This window comes from Arcicella aurantiaca (assembly GCF_003148625.1).
GTDB classification, from domain to species: Bacteria; Bacteroidota; Bacteroidia; order Cytophagales; family Spirosomataceae; genus Arcicella; species Arcicella aurantiaca.
In genome coordinates this window covers 72,223-97,081 of record NZ_QGGO01000001.1, presented here as the reverse complement: position 1 = coordinate 97,081, position 24,859 = coordinate 72,223, and the positions used below count along the sequence as shown (strand labels likewise).

19 protein-coding genes and 1 tRNA gene are annotated in these 24,859 nt (G+C 35.2%); 12 read left to right on the top strand and 8 right to left on the bottom strand.

Annotated features, from left to right (window positions below):
* Nucleotides 1–311: 311 nt before the first annotated feature.
* The 10 genes from atpA to LV89_RS00370 all read left to right on the top strand — a co-directional run bounded on the left by atpA (nucleotide 312) and on the right by LV89_RS00370 (nucleotide 12,078).
* Nucleotides 312–1,889 carry a F0F1 ATP synthase subunit alpha gene (atpA, locus tag LV89_RS00415; RefSeq protein WP_109740879.1) on the top strand — a complete coding sequence of 526 codons (1,578 nt, stop codon included), beginning with the start codon at nucleotides 312–314 and terminating at the stop codon, nucleotides 1,887–1,889.
* 174 nt (nucleotides 1,890–2,063) lie between these two features.
* A complete protein-coding gene (gene atpG / locus LV89_RS00410; RefSeq protein ID WP_109740878.1) occupies nucleotides 2,064–2,948 on the top strand; it encodes an ATP synthase F1 subunit gamma in 885 nt (294 codons plus the stop codon).
* Between the two features lie 147 nt (nucleotides 2,949–3,095).
* The gene (locus tag LV89_RS00405; RefSeq protein WP_109740877.1) at nucleotides 3,096–3,398 is read left to right on the top strand and encodes a hypothetical protein; all 303 of its coding nucleotides are present in this window, start codon (nucleotides 3,096–3,098) and stop codon (nucleotides 3,396–3,398) included.
* A 63-nt stretch (nucleotides 3,399–3,461) separates the two neighbouring features.
* On the top strand, nucleotides 3,462–4,703 hold the full coding sequence (locus tag LV89_RS00400) for a C1 family peptidase (RefSeq protein ID WP_109740876.1): 1,242 nt from the start codon (nucleotides 3,462–3,464) through the stop codon (nucleotides 4,701–4,703).
* 189 nt (nucleotides 4,704–4,892) lie between these two features.
* A complete protein-coding gene (locus LV89_RS00395; RefSeq protein ID WP_109740875.1) occupies nucleotides 4,893–5,729 on the top strand; it encodes a DUF2911 domain-containing protein in 837 nt (278 codons plus the stop codon).
* Between the two features lie 692 nt (nucleotides 5,730–6,421).
* Nucleotides 6,422–8,350: an AAA family ATPase gene (locus tag LV89_RS00390; RefSeq protein WP_109740874.1), complete on the top strand. Its 1,929-nt coding sequence runs from the start codon at nucleotides 6,422–6,424 to the stop codon at nucleotides 8,348–8,350.
* A 170-nt stretch (nucleotides 8,351–8,520) separates the two neighbouring features.
* The gene (gene hflX, locus LV89_RS00385) at nucleotides 8,521–9,771 is read left to right on the top strand and encodes a GTPase HflX (protein ID WP_109740873.1); all 1,251 of its coding nucleotides are present in this window, start codon (nucleotides 8,521–8,523) and stop codon (nucleotides 9,769–9,771) included.
* 138 nt (nucleotides 9,772–9,909) lie between these two features.
* Nucleotides 9,910–9,981: transfer RNA gene (locus tag LV89_RS00380), tRNA-Arg, on the top strand.
* 109 nt (nucleotides 9,982–10,090) lie between these two features.
* Complete coding sequence (locus LV89_RS00375) at nucleotides 10,091–11,092, top strand: glycosyltransferase family 2 protein (protein WP_158279479.1); 1,002 nt, start codon at nucleotides 10,091–10,093, stop codon at nucleotides 11,090–11,092.
* A gap of 11 nt (nucleotides 11,093–11,103) precedes the next feature.
* On the top strand, nucleotides 11,104–12,078 hold the full coding sequence (locus tag LV89_RS00370) for a hypothetical protein (protein WP_146199040.1): 975 nt from the start codon (nucleotides 11,104–11,106) through the stop codon (nucleotides 12,076–12,078).
* 68 nt (nucleotides 12,079–12,146) lie between these two features.
* Here LV89_RS00370 and LV89_RS00365 read toward each other — a convergent pair whose 3' ends face one another.
* The 6 genes from LV89_RS00365 to LV89_RS00340 all read right to left on the bottom strand — a co-directional run bounded on the left by LV89_RS00365 (nucleotide 12,147) and on the right by LV89_RS00340 (nucleotide 18,858).
* The gene (locus LV89_RS00365; RefSeq protein ID WP_109740870.1) at nucleotides 12,147–13,172 is read right to left on the bottom strand and encodes a quinone-dependent dihydroorotate dehydrogenase; all 1,026 of its coding nucleotides are present in this window, start codon (nucleotides 13,170–13,172) and stop codon (nucleotides 12,147–12,149) included.
* Between the two features lie 149 nt (nucleotides 13,173–13,321).
* On the bottom strand, nucleotides 13,322–14,056 hold the full coding sequence (locus tag LV89_RS00360; protein WP_109740869.1) for a LolA-like protein: 735 nt from the start codon (nucleotides 14,054–14,056) through the stop codon (nucleotides 13,322–13,324).
* Nucleotides 14,057–14,201: 145 nt separating this feature from the next.
* Nucleotides 14,202–14,789, bottom strand: coding sequence for a hypothetical protein (locus LV89_RS00355; RefSeq protein ID WP_109740868.1), 588 nt, complete (start codon nucleotides 14,787–14,789; stop codon nucleotides 14,202–14,204).
* Between the two features lie 101 nt (nucleotides 14,790–14,890).
* Nucleotides 14,891–16,120, bottom strand: coding sequence for a TCR/Tet family MFS transporter (locus tag LV89_RS00350; protein ID WP_109740867.1), 1,230 nt, complete (start codon nucleotides 16,118–16,120; stop codon nucleotides 14,891–14,893).
* Nucleotides 16,121–16,187: 67 nt separating this feature from the next.
* On the bottom strand, nucleotides 16,188–17,105 hold the full coding sequence (locus LV89_RS00345; protein WP_109740866.1) for a sugar phosphate isomerase/epimerase family protein: 918 nt from the start codon (nucleotides 17,103–17,105) through the stop codon (nucleotides 16,188–16,190).
* Between the two features lie 64 nt (nucleotides 17,106–17,169).
* Nucleotides 17,170–18,858: a M1 family metallopeptidase gene (locus tag LV89_RS00340; protein WP_109740865.1), complete on the bottom strand. Its 1,689-nt coding sequence runs from the start codon at nucleotides 18,856–18,858 to the stop codon at nucleotides 17,170–17,172.
* A gap of 280 nt (nucleotides 18,859–19,138) precedes the next feature.
* Between LV89_RS00340 and LV89_RS00335 the strand changes: the two genes are divergently transcribed.
* A complete protein-coding gene (locus tag LV89_RS00335) occupies nucleotides 19,139–20,491 on the top strand; it encodes an MATE family efflux transporter (protein ID WP_109740864.1) in 1,353 nt (450 codons plus the stop codon).
* A gap of 41 nt (nucleotides 20,492–20,532) precedes the next feature.
* Nucleotides 20,533–21,087, top strand: coding sequence for a Uma2 family endonuclease (locus LV89_RS00330; RefSeq protein ID WP_109740863.1), 555 nt, complete (start codon nucleotides 20,533–20,535; stop codon nucleotides 21,085–21,087).
* Between the two features lie 5 nt (nucleotides 21,088–21,092).
* Here LV89_RS00330 and LV89_RS00325 read toward each other — a convergent pair whose 3' ends face one another.
* The gene (locus LV89_RS00325) at nucleotides 21,093–21,734 is read right to left on the bottom strand and encodes an RluA family pseudouridine synthase (RefSeq protein WP_109740862.1); all 642 of its coding nucleotides are present in this window, start codon (nucleotides 21,732–21,734) and stop codon (nucleotides 21,093–21,095) included.
* Nucleotides 21,735–21,795: 61 nt separating this feature from the next.
* Nucleotides 21,796–24,630 (bottom strand): leucine--tRNA ligase, encoded by a 2,835-nt coding sequence (gene leuS, locus LV89_RS00320; protein WP_109740861.1) that lies wholly within the window; start codon nucleotides 24,628–24,630, stop codon nucleotides 21,796–21,798.
* Between the last annotated feature and the right edge of the window lie 229 nt (nucleotides 24,631–24,859).

Here is a 24,859-nt window from a genome sequence, read left to right as displayed (position 1 = left end):
AGTTGAGATAAAATCACCAACAAGCGACTCAAAAAAATTAAGTCCTCTATAATATAGTTTTATTCATTCCATTATGATTTATTGTTTCCATAAATCAGTTCTATCTCCAAAATTTCAGATTCTTCAGCCGTTTCTATTTTAACAATCCCAAAAAAGTATAATATTTCAGCACGAAAATTTCTTTAAATCATGGAATTGTTAAATTTCTTCCATAATTTTGCACCCGAAAATAAAGTCGATTAACCTTTTTCTTATTACGAAAAGGCATCAACTTTATTAAAACTGAAAAAAATCACAAAACAGAAATTATAATGGCATCAGTCAGACCAGATGAAGTGTCAGCCATTTTGAGAGAACAACTCTCAGGAGCGAAATCAGAGGCTGAACTCCAAGAAGTAGGTACCGTATTGCAAATCGGTGATGGTGTAGCCCGTATCTACGGACTCACTAAAGTACAAGCGGGTGAATTACTCGTTTTTGATAACGGCCTAAGAGCCTTAGCATTGAACCTCGAAGAAGATAACGTAGGGGCTGTATTGTTAGGAGATGCAAAAGGAGTTAAAGAAGGCGATACCGTAAAACGTACTGACGAAATTGCATCAATCAAAGTTGGTGACGGTATCTGCGGTCGTGTAGTTAACACGCTTGGTGAGCCAATCGATGGAAACGGACCTATCGCAGGAGACTTGTACGATATGCCAATGGAACGTAAAGCTCCAGGGGTAATCTTCCGTCAACCTGTAACAGAACCATTACAAACAGGTATCAAAGCGATTGACGCAATGATTCCAGTAGGTCGTGGACAACGTGAGTTGGTTATTGGTGACCGTCAAACTGGTAAAACTACCGTTTGTATTGACACAATCATCAATCAAAAAGAATTTTATGACGCAGGCAAACCAGTTTACTGTATTTATGTAGCCTGTGGTCAGAAAGCTTCAACAATCAAGCAAATCGAGCAAACGCTTCGTAAAGCTGGTGCAATGGATTATACTGTAATCGTTGCGGCATCTTCTTCAGACCCTGCTCCAATGCAATTCTTTGCTCCGTTTACGGGTGCGGCTATCGGTGAATTCTTCCGTGATACAGGTCGTTCAGCATTGATTATTTATGACGATTTATCGAAACAAGCGGTTTCTTACCGTGAGGTTTCTCTTCTTCTTCGTCGTCCTCCAGGACGTGAAGCATATCCAGGAGACGTTTTCTATCTTCACAGTCGTTTATTAGAACGTGCTGCTAAGATTAACACGTCTGACGAGATTGCAAGAAACATGAATGACCTTCCAGAATCTATCAAGCATTTGGTAAAAGGTGGTGGTTCATTAACAGCTCTTCCAATCATCGAAACACAAGCGGGTGACGTTTCTGCTTATATCCCGACTAACGTAATCTCAATTACTGACGGTCAGATATTCTTGGAATCAAACCTTTTCAACGCAGGTATTCGTCCAGCAATTAACGTAGGTATCTCGGTATCACGTGTGGGTGGTAACGCTCAGATTAAATCAATGAAAAAAGTAGCAGGTACTTTAAAACTTGACCAAGCTCAATTCCGTGAATTGGAAGCGTTTGCTAAGTTTGGTTCAGACCTTGATGCTTCTACTAAATTGACAATCGAACGTGGTAAGCGTAACCTTGAAATGTTGAAACAACAAAATGGTCAACCTCAACGTGTTGAAGACCAAGTTGCGATGATTTTCCTTTCAACAAAAGGTCTTTTAGATAACGTAGCAGTAAGTAAAGTACGTGAATTTGAAAAAGACTTCGTTAACGTAATGAACGCAACACAAAAATCAACAATGGATGCCTTGAAAGCAGGTAAATTTGATGATTCTTTGACTGACGTTTTAACGAAAGTTGCTAAAGAAGTTTCTCCTAAATACGCTTAATTTTAGGTATGAGTTATGAGGTATAAATTATGCGGTGCTATCACCAATAATTTGTACCTTATAATTTATCAATCGAATTATGAAGTCAAAAGTATGAAAATATGAAATTGAGCAAATACCAGCAAAGGTAAATACCTCATACCTCATGCTTCATACCTCATAACTAAAACAAACATGGCCTCATTAAAAGAAGTCCGTAACCGAATAGTATCGGTAAACTCAACTCAGCAAATTACCAAAGCCATGAAAATGGTTTCGGCAGCAAAGCTTCGTCGTGCTACAGATGCAATCACTCAGATGCGTCCATACTCACAGAAGTTAACTGAAATGATTGCCACAGTGTCGGCAAGTGCAGAGGGAGCTAAAGACAATCCATATACAAACATACGTGAAGTAAGTAAAGTATTAATCATTACTGTTACTTCTGACCGTGGTTTATGTGGAGCATTCAATGCCAATGTAGGGAAAGCGGTTGTTAATCTTATTAACGAAAAATACGCTTCTCAACAAGCCGCAGGAAATGTAGAAATTATGGCTATTGGTAAGAAAGGAGGAGAATATCTTTCTCGCCGTGGTTATAATGTAAATACAAAATATGCTGATATTTTTACTCGATTAAGTTTTGCTTCAGTTCGTGAAGCCGCAGAAGAAGCCATGAACGGTTTTGAAAACGGTAAATACGATACTGTTGAAGTTGTTTACAATGAATTTAAAAACGTTGCTACGCAAGTTTTAAGAGCAGAACAATTATTACCAATCATTGAGAAAAAAGAAGAAAAAGTAAAAACATCAAGTGTAGATTACATTTTCGAACCTTCTGAAGAAGAAATTATCAATGAATTATTACCGAAAGCATTAAAGTTACAAGTTTATAAAGCTGTTTTAGAATCTAATGCCTCAGAACACGGAGCAAGAATGACAGCAATGGACAAAGCAACCGACAATGCTGGCGAATTATTAAAAGAATTGAAATTACAATACAACCGTTCACGTCAGGCAGCCATTACCAACGAAATCCTCGAAATCGTGGGTGGTGCAGAAGCATTGGCAGCAGCATAGTATTAATAAATATTCTTCAAACGGCTTTTCAAGAAATTGGAAAGCCGTTTTTGTTTGTCCCAAACTTATCAACGATTTTTTAAAATGATTTGATAATTTCTAAAAATTGCTTTATTTCAACAAAAAATTAATCACTAACTCACAAATATGAAAACTGCCGTAATTATCATCAATATTATTTTTTTGCTTATTCTAATTCCTTCGGCAATGTCAGCCATTATGTCACCAATGATGTTTGATGCTCCGGGGTCTGACAAATCCACAAAAACATGGATTCTTTTTAGTTGCATGGTCGTTTTACCAATTCTAATTATCATAGCCCAAATCATTTCTTGGATTGCATTCTTTAAGCAAAACTATAAATTAGCCATGTTAATAAATGGAATACCAACCATAGATATTCTTCTTATTGGAGTTCTTTTCTTTATCATGAGCAGTTTTACAGAATAATTTTGAACCCATAAGTTAATTTTGCACAACCACTTAGTAACGATTTAGCACACAAAACTAACCATGAAAGCACCCAAAATTGGCGGGTATCGTTTACCCGGCAAAGCTCCTGCAAATGCCAATAAATACAACGCAGATAAAGTAGAAAAGCTCCCTTCAAAAGTAGATTTACGAAAATTTATGACGGCTGTCGAAGAACAAGTAGGTAATAGTTGTGTTGCCAATGCTCTTGCTGGTGCGTATGAATATCTGACCAAGAGAGAGTTAGAAGATGATACCGACGTTAGCCGACTATTCGTATATTATAATGCTCGTTACTTAGACGATATGCACCAAGAAGATGCGGGGTCGTATATGGAGACCGCCATTAAAGGCTTAAAAGAATATGGTGCGTGTTCAGAAAGTAACTGGCCAAATGAAGATGATTTAATATTGGAAGAACCAAATTCTGACGCTTATTCAGAAGCAGAAAGTTTCAAAATTATAGATTCTAAGCATTTAGAAACAGATTTAACGGTCTGGAAAAGTGCCTTGGCAGAAGGTTACCCCATTGCATTTGCACTCAATACCTTTGATTCTTTTGATGATGCCTGTAATAATAAAGGGCGTGTTCCAATGCCTAAAAAATCGGATAAAACTCGTGAAACTCACGGTTGGCACGCCATGTTGGCAGTTGGCTATTCTGACCCCGACAAAGTATTTATTGTAAGGAACTCTTGGGGTGAAGAATGGGGAGATAAAGGCTATTGTTATATTCCTTACGATTATGTAATTCATGATGAATATAATGGTCATGATTCTTGGATTATTAAGGCAATTGATGAATCAAATTATGGTGAAGAAGTTTGGGACAAAGATGAAAGTTCTTCATTTACCGATGAAGACTCAACCGTTATTGAAGATTTTTATTTACTAACTGAAGACCCAGACGGTTTTATTGAGGATTTAGAAGCTCTTTTAGAAGAATACACAGAATCGGAAGAAGGTTATTATTTTGATTATGAGGTATCAGAAGAAGATGAAGACGGCAATTGTGAAATCTCCATGAATGATTTTTATCTTGATACTGAAGATGAAGACAGTTTTTTAGAAGCTCTTGAAGAACTTTGCATTGAATATGCCGTTGACGATGAAGAATACGATTATCAAGTAGCGGGATATGAGGACGAAGAAGAAGATGAGGAAGAAGAAGATGAGGAAGAAGAAGAAGAAGAGGAAGACGAAGAAGAAGAGGAAGACGACGAAGAAGAAGAGGAAGACGACGAAGAAGAAGAGGAAGAAAGTTCTTCCAAAAAGAGAAAATAAAGTTATTTATCTTCTTGATTATAATTTAACAGATTGGAAATTACTTGTACTTCTATAAAAAATACCTTTGGCATAAAGCTGGAGGTATTTTTTGTTGTAGGAAACTATTAATATTTTTACAGCGTTTTCAAACTAAATCAAGCAGAATTTAAACTCTTATTCTGCCGAAATTCAAACAAAACATATTATATGAAAAAATTATTTTACGCAATTGTTGCGGCTGCATTAGTAAATTTTGGTGTAAATGCACAAGGAATCAAAACGCCAGCACCAAGTCCAACCCAAACCATCAAGCAAGATTTTGCTTTATCTTCAATTGAAGTAGTTTATTCTCGTCCAAATATAAAAGGACGTACAGTTTTTGGGGACTTAGCTCCTTTCGGAAAATTATGGAGAACAGGTGCAAACGCTGCTACCAGAGTAACATTTGGTGAAGATGTAAAAGTAGGTGGCGTTGCGGTTAAAGCAGGAACTTACGTGCTTTACAGTATTCCAAACAAAGACGAATGGGAAGTTATCCTTAACAAAGGACTTAATAACTGGGGAATTGACGGATACAAAGCTGATGAGGACGTTGCAAGATTTAAAGTAAAGCCAATGGCATTGCCAATGTCTATCGAAACATTTACCATTCAGATTGCGAATGTAATGCCTGCAAGTGCGGATATTCAAGTAATGTGGGAAAAAACAGCGATTTCAATTCCTGTAACGGCTGATATTGATACTAAAATTGCTAAGTCAATTGAGACTGCTATGACCGTTGATAATCGTCCATATTTTCAAGCAGCAAGTTATTATTTTGAAACAGGAAAAGACCTTTCAAAAGCATTAATCTGGGCTGATAAAGCTATAGAATTGAACCCAAAAGCGTTCTGGATTATTCACTTAAAAGCTAAAATTCAAGCTAAATTAGGCGATAAAACCGCTGCCATTGCAACGGCAAAACAATCAATCGAATCGGCAAAAGAAGCTAAAAACGATGATTATGTAGCCTTAAATGAAAAATTAATTACTTCATTGAAGTAATTTTTATCTGAACTAAGATTGATTTGATTAAATAATCCGGAAGTATGTACTTAATGTCGCAAAACCTCACCCCCGACCCCTCTCCGATGGAGAGGGGAGAAAAATGGGGTCGAATGCTCCCCTCTCCATCGGAGAGGGGTTGGGGGTGAGGTTTTTTCAACTCAAATTTAACTTGCGACATTAAGTATATACTTCCGAAATAATTTTAAGATTTAATCTAATCAATCTCAGTCCAGATATAAAAATCCTAAAATCAAATAATCTAATCAATCTTAGTTCAAACATAAAAATCAAATAATCTCATCAGCCTTAGTTCTACAGGTATTCTACAAAATTTGTATTTCTCAAAAAATACCCACATCTTTGCACCACAAAATTTAAAAGGCATCGCAAAAGCCACAGCAATCATGAAGTTAACACATATTTTCTGCTAAAAAGCTCCTCTCGGTTTCTGCAAAATCCAAATCTTGGATAAGCCCCGATGGGCAAATCAAATTATTATCAATTTCTTATATATTTTATTGGCGTATTTCGTAAACATAAAATCATTATATGTATTTTTGAATTAATACATTTATGTTTTTGCGTATCTGTGTCTGTAAAATTTTATCTCATGACTGTTTATCAATCTGTTAGAACATTTTATCGTTCTATCGGATTTTCAATTGATAAGCACTCACATTAAAAAAGAAATGTCAATTCAACCTAAAGTAAATATAAATCTCGAAGAGATAAACACAAAAAAACAACGACTTGAAACTATCAAAGCCGAGTTGAAGCGTGAATTTATTGGTATCGACTACATCATTGAAGAATTAGTGGACTATATTCAAATTTGGTATTTGATGCCTGATATTCTCACTCGCCCCATCATTGTCAATTTATGGGGTATGACAGGCGTAGGGAAAACCGATTTAATCAGAAAATTAGTTTCAAAATTAGAATATCAAGACCGTTTTGTAGAAGTTGAACTTTCAAATGGTGAAAGCACTTGGAATAGCAATGTTTCCTCTATTTTAGAAACTAATGGTGTAAATGACGCTAAACCAGCCATTGTTTTATTTGATGAAATTCAGCGTTTTTATACGATAGATTCAGAAGGAAAACCACTTTTAAATACTCGTTTTCAAGATTTTTGGGAATTATTGTCTGACGGAAAATTAGCAAAACGAGACGCTAAAGAATCCATTGACGACTATCTCCAACGTTATTTGTATGCTGCCATGCAACGTCAAAAACGAAAACAAAAATTAAAAGATGCTCCTCCAATGCCTCCAGATGCGATGAATCCGATGGGTGGAAATTATGATGAAGAAGAAGCAACCGTTGGCGTTTGGGAAGCTCAAAGTTTGAAAAAGATTTTTGATTTAAAAGAGAGCGTATCCGAAATTGCGGAAATGCGAGAAGAAGATGTGTTGATGATGATGCAACAAACTCGTGAAAAAAAGAAAGTTTACGAACCCATCAATCATGCTAAAACACTGATTATTATTTCTGGAAATTTGGACGAAGCCTATTCAATGGCAAATGAAACAGGCGAAACAGATATTGAAGCAGATATTTTTAGAGCTTATACCGAAAAAATCACGATTGTTGATATTAAAAATGCTCTTTCTCGGAAATTTAAACCAGAACAAGTAGCCAGATTTGGAAATATCCACTTGATTTACAAGTCTTTACGAAAAGGAGATTTTGAAAATTTGATTAAAGAAGAAATTCATAAAATTGTCAAAAAGAACAAAGAACACTTTGGTGTTGACATTGAGATTTCAGAAAATCTTAATCAGTTAATTTACCAAAATGGTGTTTTTCCTGTACAAGGAGTTCGTCCCGTTTTTTCAAGTATTACTGATATTGTTGAGGCAAATTTATCAAAATTATTGTTTGAAGCATTCATGGGAAATCTCATGCACATTGCCATGGATTATGATTTTGATAGAAAGAAAATAATTGCACAATTAGCGGGCAAAAAGACCGTAGAATTGGATTACGTTGGCAAGATAGACCAAATTCGTCAAGATAATTCACCTGATATGGTGGCGAATATTGCCGTTCATGAGTCTGGTCATGCTATTGCTTATGGAATTTTGTTAGGACTTGCTCCTCTTCAATTGAAATCACGAGTTGCATCACGATATGCACAAGGTTTTGCCTTTCCACATCTAATTCATTTATCTAAAGAAAATATCATCAATAAAATCAAGATATTTTTAGCTGGAGGAATTGCCGAAGAAATGATTTTTGGGGAAGAAAAAGCGACAATTTCTCGTTCATTCGACCGTGAAGAAGCCACGTCCATGATTATGGAGTACATTCGTAAATATGGTTTCGATAAAAATTATCAAGCCTATTATGCACATTCTGGTCCTTACAGCATGGATTTGAGCGTAACTGATTGGGCAATTGAAAGAATGATTCGAGATTTGACGATTGAAACCAAAGAATTATTAGAAAAAAATCAAGAATTTTTAGTTTTCTTATCAAAAGAATTAGCTCAGAAAGGAAGTTTGAAACCTTTGGAAGTCGTAAAAATCGCAGAACAATTTGGACATACATTTGAAGTAAAAGAAGAGAATTATTTACATTTAGCTAATTATGAGGGGATTTTGAATCAGTCTTAAAAGTTTAAATACATTAGAAATCATGAATATATAATTTCAACATCAAACCTTAATTTTTCGGATAAATAAAGGTTATTTTACAAGAAACATATTTTACGCTGAAGTTTATTTTCAGTAATCATTTACGCAAAATCAAGGCTAAATGTTATAAAACAAATAGCTATAATTATATGCACAGTACAGAAGAACAAAAAGAAACAGCGGTGTTGGTGGCTGTACAAACACAGAAACAATCCGCAGAACAAACCAAAGAATATTTAGACGAATTAGCTTTTCTTGCCGATACTTCACAAATTGACACGCTTTATACTTTTACTCAAAAATTAGAAAAGCCAGAAAATAGAACGTATGTTGGAAAGGGGAAATTACAGGATATTATCGCTTTTGTAATCGACCAAGATGTAGATATGGTCATTTTTGATGATGACTTATCTCCTATTCAAATCAGAAATATTGAAACTGAGTTTGCTAAATTTCAAAAAGAAGTAAAAATTCTCGACCGTAGTTTGTTGATTCTCAACATTTTTGCCATGAGAGCTCAAACTGTACAAGCACGTACACAGGTAGAATTGGCTCAACAACAATATGTATTACCACGATTGACCCGAATGTGGTCGCACCTTTCTAAACAACGTGGTGGTGTAGGTATGCGTGGACCGGGTGAAAAAGAATTGGAAACTGACCGTCGTATTGCAAATGACCGTATTTCATTCCTGAAAGAAAAACTAAAACAGATTGATAAACAGGCATTTACACAACGTAAAAATCGTGATAAAATGGTGCGTGTTTCCTTAGTAGGTTATACCAACGTTGGAAAATCTACCTTAATGCGAAGATTAGCAAAAGCAGATGTTTTTGCCGAAAATAAGCTCTTCGCAACGGTTGATGCCACAGTTAGAAAAGTTACTTTTGAGACAATTCCGTTCTTACTTTCTGATACCGTAGGGTTTATTCGTAAATTACCAACAATGTTGATTGAGTCTTTCAAATCAACTTTAGATGAAGTTAGAGAAGCTGATATTTTGCTTCATGTGGTTGATATTTCTCATCCAAATTATCAAGAACACATTGATGTGGTAAACTCAACCTTAGCTGATATTGGTGCAGCAGACAAACCTACTATTCTGGTTTTCAACAAAATAGATTTATATTCTACCGAAGAAGTTGAAATTCACGATTGGCAAATTGGCTCTGGTGACGAACCTGTAAATCAGCAAATTAGGATTCAGAAAGTTACGGAGTTTTTGAAAAATTCATTTATGAATTTGCCTCAGCCAACTACCGTTTTCATTTCGGCAGAACAAAAAGAGAATATCGACGAATTAAGAGATGCGATTTTGAAATTAGTGAAAGACAGACACATTCAGATTTTTCCAAATTGGCTGAATGAAGAAGAATATTCAGTTATAAGTGAACAATAATATCAGTGAACATTAAACAGTTATCAGTAAACATTAAAACAAGGATTTTTCATTTGATATTAATCAAGTTTTCAAGAAATTTGTATTCTAAAATTACTGGTAAATCGTTACTGTTAACTGTTTACTGATAACTGAAAAGGCACCATAGTTCAACGGATAGAATAGGCGTTTCCTAAACGTTCGATGTGGGTTCGATTCCCGCTGGAGCCACAAATTCAATGAGTGAATGAGTGAGTGAATGAGTGAGAGATAATTTTCAAATAGAAATAGCCTCAAACTCTTTTCTCTATTCTCTTCTCTCTATACTTTATAAAAAATTTTGCAAACCATATCTATTGCCCTCTGTACATACAACGGTTCTCGATTTTTGCGAGAACAACTCCAAAGTTTAGCCAACCAAACTTTATTGCCTTCAGAAATTATCATTACTGATGATTGCTCGACAGATAATACTGCTGAGATTGTCAAGGAATTTGAAAATGTACTCAATATCAAATTTTTCAAAAATGATACTTCTTTAAAAGTAACTAAGAATTTCGAGCGAGCAATTTCTCTTTGCACGGGCGATATTATCTTGATGTGCGACCAAGACGATTTGTGGCATTCTGATAAATTGGCAAAGATTCATGCGTATTTTCAAGAAAACCCTAACAAATTAGCCGTTTTTTGTGATGCCGAATTGGTTGATGAAAAAGGCGAAAGTCTCAATAATAACTTTTGGTCGGTTGTGCGTTTCCATGAGTTGCAAAGACAACAATGGAAAGCTGGGCAAGAAGTTGAAATATTATTAGCGGGCAATCGTTCAGCAGGTTGTATGATGGCTTTTAGGAAAGAATTAACTTCAGTTATTGTTCCTTTTCCAACGCATATTTCTGAGATGATTCATGATAATTGGATAACAATTATTGCTGCCATGTTGAATAAAATTGGCATTATCGAGGAACGTTTAATCTCGTATCGTCAGCATAGTTTCCAGCAAATTGGAACTCGCCCCAAAGAAAGTGGCAAAGCAATTAGCTTAAAAGATAGATTTTCAAGACCAAGAGCAGAAAAACTTGCCCCATTCTTAACAAAAAGCGACTATTTTTGTACTCTGAAAAACGCTTTGTTGGAAAGAATTGGAGAATCAAATCCAAATTTTGAAAAAATAGACCGAATCATTCATTTTTATGAAACTCGTGGAACGCTATCTCCCTTTCATTTAGCAAGACTTTTTCCGATTTTAAAATTACTAATTGCAGGAGATTATCATCTTTACAAAGACCAAGAAGCCTCTTGGAAAGCTCCATATATAGCAGCCGTTGGCGATTTGTTGGAGTAAAAAAATATATAATGAAATTAATTTACACAGTCTGTACAGCTAATTATCTGTATCAAGCCCTCACGATGGGCGAATCTTTAAAAAATACTAATCCAGACTATGAACTCATTATTGGTTTAGTTGATAAAGTTCCCGTTACGGATTTCGATATTCCATACAAAATAATTCCAATCTCAGAAGTTCAAGAGGTTAATTTGGCAGGTTTCAAAGGTGAATATACCGTGATGGAAGTGGCTACTGCTTGCAAACCTATTTTTGGTTTGTATCTCTTTGAAAAATATCAGAATTTAGAAAAATTAATTTATTTCGATACCGATTTGTGGATAACTGATAGCGTAAAAAAGATTGAAGATAGTCTTGATAATTACGACATCATTATTACGCCCCACATCACACAACCCATTGATTTACAGGAACAATGGAATGAAAAACAATTCCTCAATGCTGGACTTTACAATACGGGATTTGTAGGAATGAAGCGTTCAGAAAACACTTTCAAATTCTTGAATTGGTGGAAAACTCACTTGAAAGATTATGGCTATTATGATTTCTGTAATGGCATGGGAATCGACCAATTATGTGTAAATTTTGCTCCGATTTTTTACGAAAAAGTCTTGGTAGAATACAGTCCTGCGTATAATCTTGCTTATTGGAATATCCACGAAAGAACGGTTGAATTTGTAGATGGGAAGTACATCATTAATGGAAAAGAGCCTTTATTATTTTTCCATTTTAGTGGATATAGTCCTGAGAAACCTGACTTGCTTTCAAGACACATAAAGACCTCAAAAACAAGCAATTACCCTGCTTTAAAGAGCTTATTCAAAACTTATAATTCAGCCTTATTGAAGAATCACTATCAATTTTTCAAGAATATAATTCCTGCTTACGGAAAGTATAATCCACCGAAAAAAGAGAAAAATATTATATTCAGATTGATTGAAAAATCAGCTTGGAAGGCAATTAATTTTATTGATAATTATTAAGGAAAAGGTTTTAGAAAATAGGTTTTAGGTGTCAGAGATTAGACGAAACTGACACCTAAAAGCAATTGTTAAGCACCTACCAACTTTTTGTTAATATCACTTGCTAACGAAGGTCCTGCGTAAATAAATCCTGTATAAATCTGAACTAACGACGCTCCTGCTTTTAGTTTTTCGATTGCATCTTCTGGAGAATGAATCCCTCCTACGCCAATAATTGGGAACGATTTATTTGATTTTTCTGACAAATATTTAATCACTTCCGTTGAACGTTTGGTAACGGGTTTTCCACTTAATCCGCCCATTTCTTGTACTAAATTTTGGTCAGATTTCAAGCCTTCTCTTGAAATTGTGGTATTGGTTGCAATCACTCCTGCAATTTTGGTTTCTTGTACTATTTCAACAATATCATCTAATTGAGATTCTGTTAAATCTGGAGCAATTTTCAATAAAATTGGCTTTTGCTTCGCCTTCTTTACATTCTCATTTTGAAGGGTTTGCAAAAGATTCTTCAATGGTTCTTTTTCCTGTAAAGCTCTTAAATTGGGCGTATTTGGCGAACTTACATTGACTACAAAATAATCGACATAATCAAACAATTCGTGAAAACAGATTAAATAATCATTGACAGCGTCTTCGTTTGGCGTTACTTTATTTTTACCAATATTACCTCCTACTAAAATATTACTATTCCGTGCTTTCAATTTTTCAACTGCTACTTTTACGCCATCATTATTAAAGCCCATTCGGTTGATAATTGCCTCATCTGGTTTTAATCTAAATAGACGTGGTTTATCATTTCCCGGTTGACCTTTTGGCGTTAATGTTCCGATTTCGATAAAGCCAAAACCTAAATTTGAAAACTCATCAATCATCAAGGCATTTTTATCAAAACCTGCTGCTAAACCAACTGGATTTTTGAATTTCAAGCCAAAAACTTCACGTTCCAAACTTGGATGCTCGTAATGATAAACCGCTCTAAATATTTGAGGAACAAAAGGAATTTTGAACAAAAATTTAATCAAATCAAAAGTAAGATAGTGTGCTTTTTCAGCATCAAGCTTAAACAGAAGGGGTTGGAGAATGTATTTGTACATTTTTTTAGAGAATAGAGTTATGGCAATAAACCAAACTCTGTTATGAATGATTGAGGTGCAAATTTACGAAAACCAACAATGAAAAACCCTGCAAACAGTAAAATGCTTGCAGGGTTTTTATTATTTCGAATAAAGAATATCTATTTCAACTATTTTTTACCCGGTTTTTTAAAAATTGATTCATCAATAGTCGGATTCAATTTGATTGATTCTGTTTCAATTGTCATTGTTCCACCCATTGGGCTTGGCGTTTCCATTGTGAAAGGAAAAGTCAAACCTTCAATTTGCTTAAAGTTAGAGAAATTAACTTCTGCATCAATATCTTGTCCTTGTACATTTCTTTTTCCCGCAGATTTCAACGTATAATACGTTGATGCTGAAAGGAATAAATTAGTTACTTCGCCATTTTTTTCAGTCATTTTCAAATGATACACATCAGCTCCATCTAATTTTTCTTTTCCAACTAATTCAATGGTCGCTCCTTTTTCTTTGAAACTAAGCAACGAACCACCCAAATTCGTTTGTTTAAGCGTTTCTTTGATTAATGCACCGGGCATATCTTCAGGTTCGCCAGTTCCACCCATCATAGCTGGGCGTTGCATCCAACCTGTTTCTCCATCAACTGCCGTGATAATATCTTGTCCCATCACAGAAACTTCAGTTCTCAAACTTTTTCCAGCAACAATCGTTGTTTTACTTTCAATATCCATCCCTTGTACCGAGAATTTATTATTCATCTGCATACTTTTTACGGTCTTCCATTTATCTGCACCACCCATTGCTTCAATGTGTTTTGCAATAATTTCATCAACATTTTGAGCAAAAGAAGCAGCAGAAGTTGCCAAAACAATAAACGCTGAAGCAACAAATTTTGTAATTTTCATTTTCTAATTTTAGTTTAAGTTCTGTTTAAAAGATTATCTTTTAATTATGACGAAATGTAGGAAGGAAAATATTCACCACAAAATATTATTGTGCTAATCAGTCCAAAAGACTGATAAATGGTGGTAAAATAAGTGACTATTTTGGTCAAGAAGGGCGTTTTGCCTTGAAAATTTTATTGGGAATTACGTATTTAGAAAAATCAATTTTAGCGTTGTTAAAGTCAATCATACAAGATTTGATGATAGTTCGTACATTTTCATCATGCTGATTGGTGATATTCATCAATCCTGTATAAGTTCTAAAAGCATTTGATTGAAATATTTTCACAGGTTTGGTATCCGTTTCTATATAAAATTCCACGCTCAATTTAGCCGTTCCTTCTTCTTTTAAAAAATGACGTTCTTCCCTGATTTTCAACTCTTTAATTTTCATTAACACTGGAACAAGCCCTCCACGATAGGTATTAGAAGGTTTTAGAAAAGCTATCATCACTTTCTGAATACTATCTCCTAAAATAATGGTTTTCTGTTTGTTGAATATTCCTTTTCGAGTAACAAAATATTTGGGCTGATTGAAATCGCAGATAATTTTTTGAATATAAAACTTCCGATTGGGCATCGAAAACTGCTCTTTTCGTAAAGTCAAAACTTCATATTTGATATTCTGAGCAAAGAGTAAATGAAAGGTAATAATTCCAAGAAATAGGCTAATGGATATTTTTCGCTGAAACATAGTGGCGGTATGTTATGATAATTTAATAAAAAAACTCCTCAAAAATTAAGCCATTTCTGAGGAGTTTTGATATTTTGAGCGAAAAGCAATGTTAAGCAATTTTATGCTATGACTTCTGCTTCTTTATTTTTTGGGAAAGATTTTAAAGCTATTCCTAAAGCTAAAAACGTTACGACACCTGCCATAAAAAATGCTGCTCCCGGAAAGAATATCGGAGCATCTTCGGCAGAGAAATACGAAAATAAATTTGAAGCAAACAAAGGTCCAATTATCGTAGTAATACTTTGCATACTTGTGATTCCACCTTGTAATTCGCCTTGTTCGTTAGGGGCAACTTGCTTGGTAATCATACTTTGAAGTGCTGGGCCTGCAATACCTCCTAAACCAAAAGGAACCATAAAAATGTACATCATCCAACCTTTTGTGGCAAATGCAAAAAGCATAAAACCAATGCCATAAAACAACAAACCAATAATGATGGAGTTTTTATCGCCTAATTTAGGATTGATTACTCTATTGAGTCCGCCTTGAACAATGGCAACCATTAAACCTACAAATGCCAAAGAATAACCCACTTCTTTAAGTGTCCAGTTAAATTCTTTCATCGTAAAATACGACCATGTACTTGGGTGTGCTTGACCTGCAATTTGTAAGCAAAACAATGCTCCAATTAAACCCAAAAGGGCAGGATAACGACCAATATTTTTCAGTGAACCCACAGGATTTGCTCTTTTCCAATCAAATTCACGACGGTTTTCTTTTTTCAATGATTCAGGTAAAACAAAATATCCGTAAAGGGCATTGATGAGTGTTAAACCTGCCGCAAACATAAAAGGAACACGAGTACCAATATCGCCTAAAATTCCACCAATTGGAGGTCCAATAATAAAACCAAGTCCAAACGCAGCACCTACCATTCCAAAGTTTTTTGAACGATTTTCATCTGTTGAAATATCTGCAATATACGCCGTAGCTGTTGTAAAGCTTGCTCCTGTGATTCCTGCGATAATTCTTGCTACAAAAAGCCAAGTAAATGTTGGGGCAAAAATCAAAATTAGATAGTCAAAGAAAAAACCAAACAAAGAAGCTAAAATAACGGGGCGTCTTCCATATTTATCACTTAATCCACCAATAATTGGCGAAAAAACAAATTGCATAATAGCATAAGAAGACATTAACAAACCTGAATATTTGGATGCTTCGCTAAGCCCTTTTCCAGTAAGTTCTAAGATGATTTTTGGAATAACAGGTACAATAATTCCGATACCAAGAACATCAATAACAATAGTAATGAAAATGAAAATAATGGCAGGAGTACGCTTTGTTGACATGAGAAATTAGGGATAAATTATCTTGCAAGTTACTCATTTTTTATGAAATTCACCCTAATTCATTAGCTTAGACCGCAAACTTAAACCCGATTTTATCTCTTAAAAATGCCTTGCTAATTTCTCCACTTTCTTTGGGTGTACGTGTTTTTACAGGAACTCCGTCCAATTCTACAATTGCCCATTTTTTGAAATTTATCTTTTGTAAATTATCAAAAACACCTTTCAAATCTACGTTACCTTGTCCCAATTCCACAAATTTATAGGCTTTAGGGTCTTCTGGTTTTTCTGGCAATGGGCATTGTACATCTTTAATATGTAAAGCCTCAATAATATCTTTATAGTCTAAAACCGCTTTGGCAGGTTTCCCTCCTCCTTGATGATAATGAGCAACATCCAATAATAATTTCAAATATTTCGGATTCATATCTTGCACAATAATATCTACTTCTTCGGGCGTTTCTCCAAACTGATTCATGTGGTTATGATAGGTTGTTTGAATCCCCAAATCTGCGGTTTGCTTACCAATTTCGTTCATCACAAAAGTCAATCTTTTTAATTGCTCGGTTGTAGGAGGAACGCCATTTTTACGCAAAGAATTGGTTACTTGAATGGTAGTTCCGCCCAAAGCTTTTACAAAACTTGCGTGTGCCACGTGATAGTCTATGGTACTTTGTTCTTTGGCTGGGTCAATTTCCACATTTCCACTCGAAAACATCGGTAAAGCTAAACCATTTGCTATAATTTGGTCTTTCAACTCGCTTACTTTAGTCTTGTATGTATCATACGAGTTTGCCCGTAATTGAACACCTTTAAAACCTAAAGAAGCAATATCTTTCATCGCATCGAGGTCTTTTCCTCCCCATGTTATACCAGAATAGGCTAATTGTAATTTGGGAACTTTAGCAAAGCTATCTAAAGAAATTAAAGAAGCAGAAGCTAATAAGCCTGCTTGGTACAAAAAGTTACGACGTGAGATTTCAGACATTTTTCAGAGTGTTTTGAGATTAATTCTTTTTTACTGAAAGGCAAACTGCATCTAAAATTACTTGTTACAATTTTTCAGTTTTGATATAAAACAATTCCGTAGCAATTTTCAACTCTTGTCCTTCTACTTTTTCAAAAACTCTGGTTTGCCATTCTGTATTTGGTGAAATTACTTCATATTTCTGAAGACCAAATCCTGCTTTAATGGGCATCATAGGCGTTGCTTCTTTCCAACGATAACGCAATTCAATGGTATTATCACTTTTAGAATTAATCTGATATTGCAAAACAGGAATTTGCTTAGTTTTCAAGTACATATTGAAAATTGGCGTTAAATCTTTCCCTGTTTTTTCATTGAAATACTGAATTACCTGCTCAGTTGTAACATTTGAAATTTTAAATTTTGTGGCTAAACCTTTCAACGTTTCAAACCAAATTTTGTCATCATTTACAACATTCCGAAGGGTGTGCAACATCCACGTTCCTTTGTAATAAATATCAGAATCGGGTTGCGGATAATTTACACCCAAAGCTCCAATCATTGGCTCTGCATTACGGATACCCGATTTTTGTTTTTCGAGATACCTGATTGATTTCTCATAATTCTGCATACATTCTACATAAAGGGCTTCCATGTAGGTCGTAAAAGACTCATGAATCCACATTTCGGCATGGTCATTACAACTCAAAGAATTACCAAAATACTCATGTCCCGACTCATGAATAATGATAAAATCAAAGCCGTATTCATTGTTTCGGTAATTATTGCCATAAGCCACTGCACTTTGGTGTTCCATTCCCCAATATGGCGTTTCCACTAAGGCATAACCATCTTTCCAAAAAGGATATTTGCCAAATAATTTTTCATAGCAAGCCAACATTGGTTTTACTTGTTTGAAATGTGTTTTAGCTTTTTCTAAATTAGGTTTTAAAACGTAATAATCTAAGTCTAATTTTTCTCCGTCTTGAGCGGTGTAAACGTCTTTAAAATTCGCATAATCAGCGATATTCAACGAAATATTATAATTGTTGATTGGATAACTCACAAACCATTCATATTCTGTAAATGGTTGAAAAGAAACACCGTTTAGAGATTTATTATCGCTGGCTGGAGCATCATTTTTCAAATCTTTTGTGCTACGTAAATTCCCGTTCGATACACACATCAAACCTTTTGGAACAGCACAAGTAATTTTAACAGAATCTGGTTCGTCCGACAAATGGTCTTTATTCGGAAACCATAAACTTGCTCCTGTTCCTTCGCAAGATACCACAATCCAATCTTTGCCATTTGGGTCTTTTTTCCAAGTGAAACCGCCATCCCAAGGTGGATTTCTCGCAATTTGTGGTCGTCCACGATATTCTATTTTAATTGAATATTTCTTATTTTTCTTCTGAACATCAGCAAAATTGATAAAAGTCGCATTTCCTTCTCTGGTAAACTTCAAAGGTTTGTCATTTTGTATAATATTGACAATCTGCATATTGGCAAATAAATCAACCTGCATTTTTTTAAAATCCGTCGTGGATTTGTAATAAATGGTATTTGAGCCTTCAATGGATTGCGACGTGGGAATTACTTTCAATTTGAGGTCATAAAACGTGACGTCATAGCAAGAACGCACCGCTGAAAGCGTTCCTCTGAGCGAATCCTGACGGGAGAATTGGGCAAAAATTGACGAAAATGAGCTTAAAACAAAAAGGAGTATTAGTAGATTTTGTTTTTTAGTTTGATGAAAAAGAGTTTGATTCATGAATAGTAGGATAATTATATTTTTACAAAAAAACGGAAAGTTTAGATAATTCGTGAGCGTTATTAGAAAAATATTAAATTTTGAAAATTTCGACTATATCTTTTTTCAAAATAAGTTTCTTAAAAATGGTATGACTAATTTTGTAAATCAATCTTAAAAACACTGTTTAATAAGTTACTATGAACCTCCCGAAAATTTAAAACTTTCGGAAAGTTTCCCAAACAAAGGTTTTGAGATACAAATTATTCAGAACACTAATTAAACATCAACAAATAATATTTTGAAAAAGCTTTTCCAAACCTACAAATCCGACATCATTTCCACTTACCAATTAGCTCTTCCAATCATTGCGGGACAATTAGGCATTATGCTCATGGGTTTTGCTGATACCGTACAGGTGGGTCGAATGAATAGAGGGTCAGTACAAGCACTTGCCGCCTCTGCCGATGCCAACGGAATTCTCATTAACATTGCCATTATTGGGTATATCTGCCTGCAAATTGTTTCGCCGTTGGTGTCAAAAGCACAAGCCGAAAATAACTATACCGAATGTAATCGTTTATTGAAAGCCAATATTTTGGTAGCTCTTTTAATGAGCGTTTTTTGTTGTGTTGTAGTGGTTTTGATTGGACTGAATATAGACATTCTGAAACAACCTGCTGAAATAAAAATCCAAACTCAAGAATATCTTTGGATAATTACGATTTCTACAATTCCTGCTTTTATTTTCTCTGCCATTAAAAGTTTTACAGACGGTTTAGGATTCGCCAAATTATCCATGAATATTACTTTTTCAGCCTTGATTTTAAACCTAATCTTAAATCATTGTTTTATTAATGGCACATGGATTTTTCCAGAATGGGGATTGAATGGTGCAGGAGTTGCTACTTTAATTTCAAGAACTTACATGATGTCAGCTTTGGCATTTTTTACTTTTAAAACTGATATTTTCAAGGCATACTTTCAAGAAAAAGTATCGTTTAAAGGTTTGGATAGAATTGTGAGAAGTATTTTAAAAATTGGTGTTCCAAGCGGTTTGCAAGGCTTTTCTGAAATCGCAGCATTTTACGGAGCCGTTGTAATGATGGGTTGGATTAGTATTGAACACAAAGCAGCCCACTTAGTAGCTATTGGTTACGTTTCAATGACTTACATGGCGGCAACGGGAATTGCAGCGGCAGGCGGAATCAGGGTTGGAGCAAGTTTAGGCGAAAAAAGCAGAATTGGAATTTTCAGAGCAGGGACGACCGCTTTGGTTTTGAGTTTAGTTTTTATGGGATTTTGTGCCATTGTTTTATTGATTTTCAACGTAGAGTTTGCCAGTTACGTAAAAGACGAGCGAGTTATTATTTTAGCCGCAGAATTGATTATTTGGGGTGGTTTCTTCCAACTTTTTGATGGCGTTCAAGCCGTGAGTTTGGGAATTTTAAGAGGAATTCAAGATGTAAATGTACCCACATTAATCACTGTTTTTGCGTATTGGGGTGTAGGTTTACCCATGAGCTATATTTTAGGCTTTAATTACGATTTAAAACACGTAGGCATTTGGATTGGCTTGACTTTAGCATTATTCGCCTCTGCAAGCCTTCTGAGCTGGCGTTTTTACAATAAAGTGAAACGGATAAGTTTGTAATTATTCTATTTTTTTTTGATATTTGATAAAATACAAATGCCATGATAGCAGTCGAAGAATTATTTTATACCGTAGAAGAATACTTTGCTCAAGAAGAAAAATCTGAGGAAAGACATGAATATGTTAATGGAGAAATTATACCTATGCCAGGAGAAACTACAACCGCAAACGAGATTGCCAGCAATCTTTTAGTTTTCTTCAAATTATTTTTGAAGAAAAAACCATTCAAAGTCTATGAACATGATATAAAATTGATGGTGAAGGATAGAAAAATTTATCGTTATCCAGACCTTGTGGTTATTCATGAATCAGGGAATCATCAAAAATTTGTAACTGACCCTGTATTAATTGTTGAAGTTCTCTCTGCGGGAACAGAAGATATTGATAAAGAAAAAAAACGGGTTGAATATTTATCAATGCCTACTTTACAATATTATTTAATGGTACATCAAGACGAAGCCATTGTTGAAATGTATAGCAGAAATGAAAAAGGGAAATGGAATTTTGATTTTTATGTAAATATTGGGGAAACCATAGAACTTCCTTTTTTTGCAACACAGATTTCACTCGAAACAATATATGAAGGAATTATGTAGTTAATTTAAAACCCATATTTTTTCCACAACTCAGGCATTTCAATTTCAAAATTGGTTGCCTGTTTTGTTTTTGGGTGATTGAACGATAATGAAAATGATTGCAAAAAGATACTTCCGTCGGGAGAGCTTCTTTTATAGCCATATTTCAAATCTCCCAAAATCGGACAACTGATAGCTGATAACTGCGAGCGAATTTGATGAAAACGTCCTGTAAACAACTCAATTTCAAGCAAATGATACCGTTCTGACGATTTTACGATTTGGTATTTCAACTCTGCTTTCTGACTATTTTTCACTTCTTTATCAAAAGCTTTTGACATATTTTTTTTAGCATCTTTCAAAAGCCAATGGGTCAATTTTCCTTCTTTATCTTTCGGCTGATTTGCTACGACAGCACGGTATTTTTTAGTAACGTTTCTGGTTTGAAAATCTTTACTTAATTGTGATGCAGATGCTTCTGTTTTTGCCAAAACAATAATTCCACTCACACGTTGGTCAAGGCGATGAATGACAAATAAATCAGAACGATTTTCGGAAAGGATTTCTAACAGTGAAAGTGTACCGCTTTTATCAGACTGTGAAGGAATACCTGCGGGTTTATTGACGACCAATATTTCGTGGTCTTCGTGGAGAACGGGAATTATCATATTTTTAGTTGTACTAAGGCTAACTTCCCGAAAGTTTAAAACTTTCGGGAAGTTCCTCAAATTACATAACAACGTTCACAATACGCTTTGGAACAACAATTACTTTTTTAGGAGCTTTTCCGTCTAACCATTTCAGCACAACTTCGTTAGCTAAAACGCCCGCTTCAATATCAGCAGGAACAGCATCCGTAGGGAAAGAAATATTAGCTCTTACCTTTCCATTGATAGAAATTGGATATTCAAAATTTGCTTCTACCAAATAACTTGGATTAAATTTCGGGAATGAAGCGTAAGAAATTGTTCCTGCTTCGTTGCCCAATAATGTCCATAATTCTTCGGCAATGTGTGGCGTATATGGCGACATCAAAATGACTAATTCTTGCAAAATTGCCTTTTTAGAACATTTCAACGAACCTAAATCATTTACGCAAATCATCAACGTTGATACAACCGTGTTGAATGAATAACGCTCTAAATCCTCCTCCACTTTCTTTATAGCGGTATGTAAAACTTTCAATTCGGCAGGTGTTGGAGCTTCATCTTTCACTTTAAAGTTCGACTGGTCGTCATAGAATAAACGCCAAACTTTTTTGATAAATCTAAATGAACCGTCAATTCCGTTTGTATTCCAAGGTTTTGCTTGTTCCAAAGGTCCTAAGAACATTTCATACAAACGCAAAGTGTCTGCTCCCACTTTATCCACTAAAATATCTGGATTGACAACGTTGTATTTCGATTTCGACATTTTCTCAACCTCCACACCACAAACGTATTTTCCATCTTCTAAGATAAACTCAGCATTAGCAAAATCTTCTCTCCAATTTTTGAAAGCATTTACATCCAAAATATCATTATTGACAATATTTACGTCCACGTGAATGTCCGTCGTTTCGTATTGGTCTTTCAAATTATAAGAAACAAAAACAGGATTTTTACCCGCTCCAACTGACGATTTTACACGATACACAAAATTAGAACGCCCCTGAATCATGCCTTGATTAATCAATTTCTTAGCAAATTCTTCTTCTGGCACTAATCCTAAATCTTTCAAAAATTTATTCCAAAAACGGCTATACAATAAGTGTCCCGTAGCGTGTTCAGAACCTCCAATGTACAAATCAACCGCTTTCCAATAGTTGATAGCATCTTGTGAAGCAAATTCAGCTTCATTTTGAGCATCCATATAACGATACCAATACCAAGATGAACCCGCCCAACCTGGCATGGTAGAAAGTTCGTAAGGATACCTCACCCCCTGCCCCTCTCCATTATGAGAGGGGTGATAAGCCCAACCTTCAGCACGTCCCAAAGGTGGTTCACCCGTTTCAGTTGGTAAATATTTATCAATTACAGGTAAATCTAATGGCAATTCTGATTCTTCAATCAAGTACGGCAAGCCATCTTTAAAATAAACTGGAACTGGTTCACCCCAATAACGTTGGCGACTGAAAACGGCATTTCTCAAACGGTATTGAATTTTACCTTTTCCGATGCCTTTTTCTTCCAAATAAGTCGTTAATGTTTTGGTCGCTTCTTTGTATTCCATTCCGTTGATAATACCAGAATTGATATATTTCCCTTCTTTGGTATTATCCGCTTCTTTTTCTATGTCTTTTTGAGCATCAAGAATTGGAACAATTGGCAATTTGAAATGCGTAGCAAAGTTCCAGTCACGTTGGTCGCCCGAAGGAACACCCATAACTGCACCCGTTCCATAACCTGCCAAAACGTAATCAGCCAAGAAAATTGGCACTTTTTCGTCATTGAAAGGATTAACTACATAACTTCCCGTAAACACTCCCGAAACCTTTTTCACTTCCGACATACGGTCTAACTCACTTCTTGAAGCTACCCATTTCACGTATTCATCAACGGCTTCTTTTTGTTCTGGCGTAGTCAAAAACGGCACGTATTCATGCTCAGGAGCAATTACCATAAATGAAACACCGTAAATGGTATCAACTCTTGTGGTAAAAACCTCGATATTTTGAGGGGTTAGGGGTTGGGGGTTAGGGGTTAAAACCTCAAATCTTACGCTCGCTCCCGTACTTCTACCAATCCAATTACGTTGTTGTTCTTTCAAAGCATCCGACCAATCCACTTCATTCAATCCATCAATCAAACGGTCAGCGTAGGCAGTAATTCTCATTGCCCATTGCTTCATTTTCTTCTGTTCAACAGGAAATCCTCCACGTTCAGAAACACCGTCTTTTACTTCATCATTAGCCAAAACAGTTCCCAAACCTGGACACCAGTTTACGACCGATTCGTCAGGGTAAGTCAAACGATATTTCAATAACATTGATTGTTGGTCAAATTCGCTCATTGCATTCCATTCCTCCGAAGTAAAAACAGGCGTATCTTCATCACAAACCGCATTAACAGATTTATTTCCTGACGTTGCGAACTTTTCAACCAAATCAGTAATTTTCAAAGCCTTATTTGCATCTTTATCGTAATAATGATTAAATAACTGCATGAAAATCCACTGTGTCCATTTATAATATTTTGAGTCCGAAGTACGCACTTCTCTGCTCCAATCGTAGCTAAAACCGATTTGTTTTAACTGACGGATGTAAGTAGTAATATTTTCTTCGGTAGTAATGGCAGGATGTTGCCCCGTTTGGATAGCGTACTGTTCGGCAGGCAAACCAAAAGAGTCAAAACCCATTGGATGCAAAACATTAAAACCCTTCAAACGCTTGTAGCGAGCAATAATGTCAGAGGCTATATACCCAAGTGGATGCCCAACGTGCAAACCAGCCCCAGATGGATACGGGAACATATCCAAGACATAATATTTCGGTTTTGAGGTATCAATTTCAGTTTTGAAAGTTTGATTTTCTTCCCAAAACTGTCTCCATTTTTGTTCTACTTCTTTGTGATTGTATTCCATTTGTTTCAATTATCAGTGAACAGTTATCAGTAAACAATTACCAGTTGTCAACAACCAGTAAATAAATTTGAGAAAGAAGTTTTCTGCTATTCATTTAAGTCTGATAATTGTTTACTGATAACTGATATTGCAAAATTAGAACATTATTTACTAAAACTCATAGTTCCACACTCATAACTCGTCACTTAAAAGAGAAAAACTCATATCTCGACACTCATAACTGGTTTTT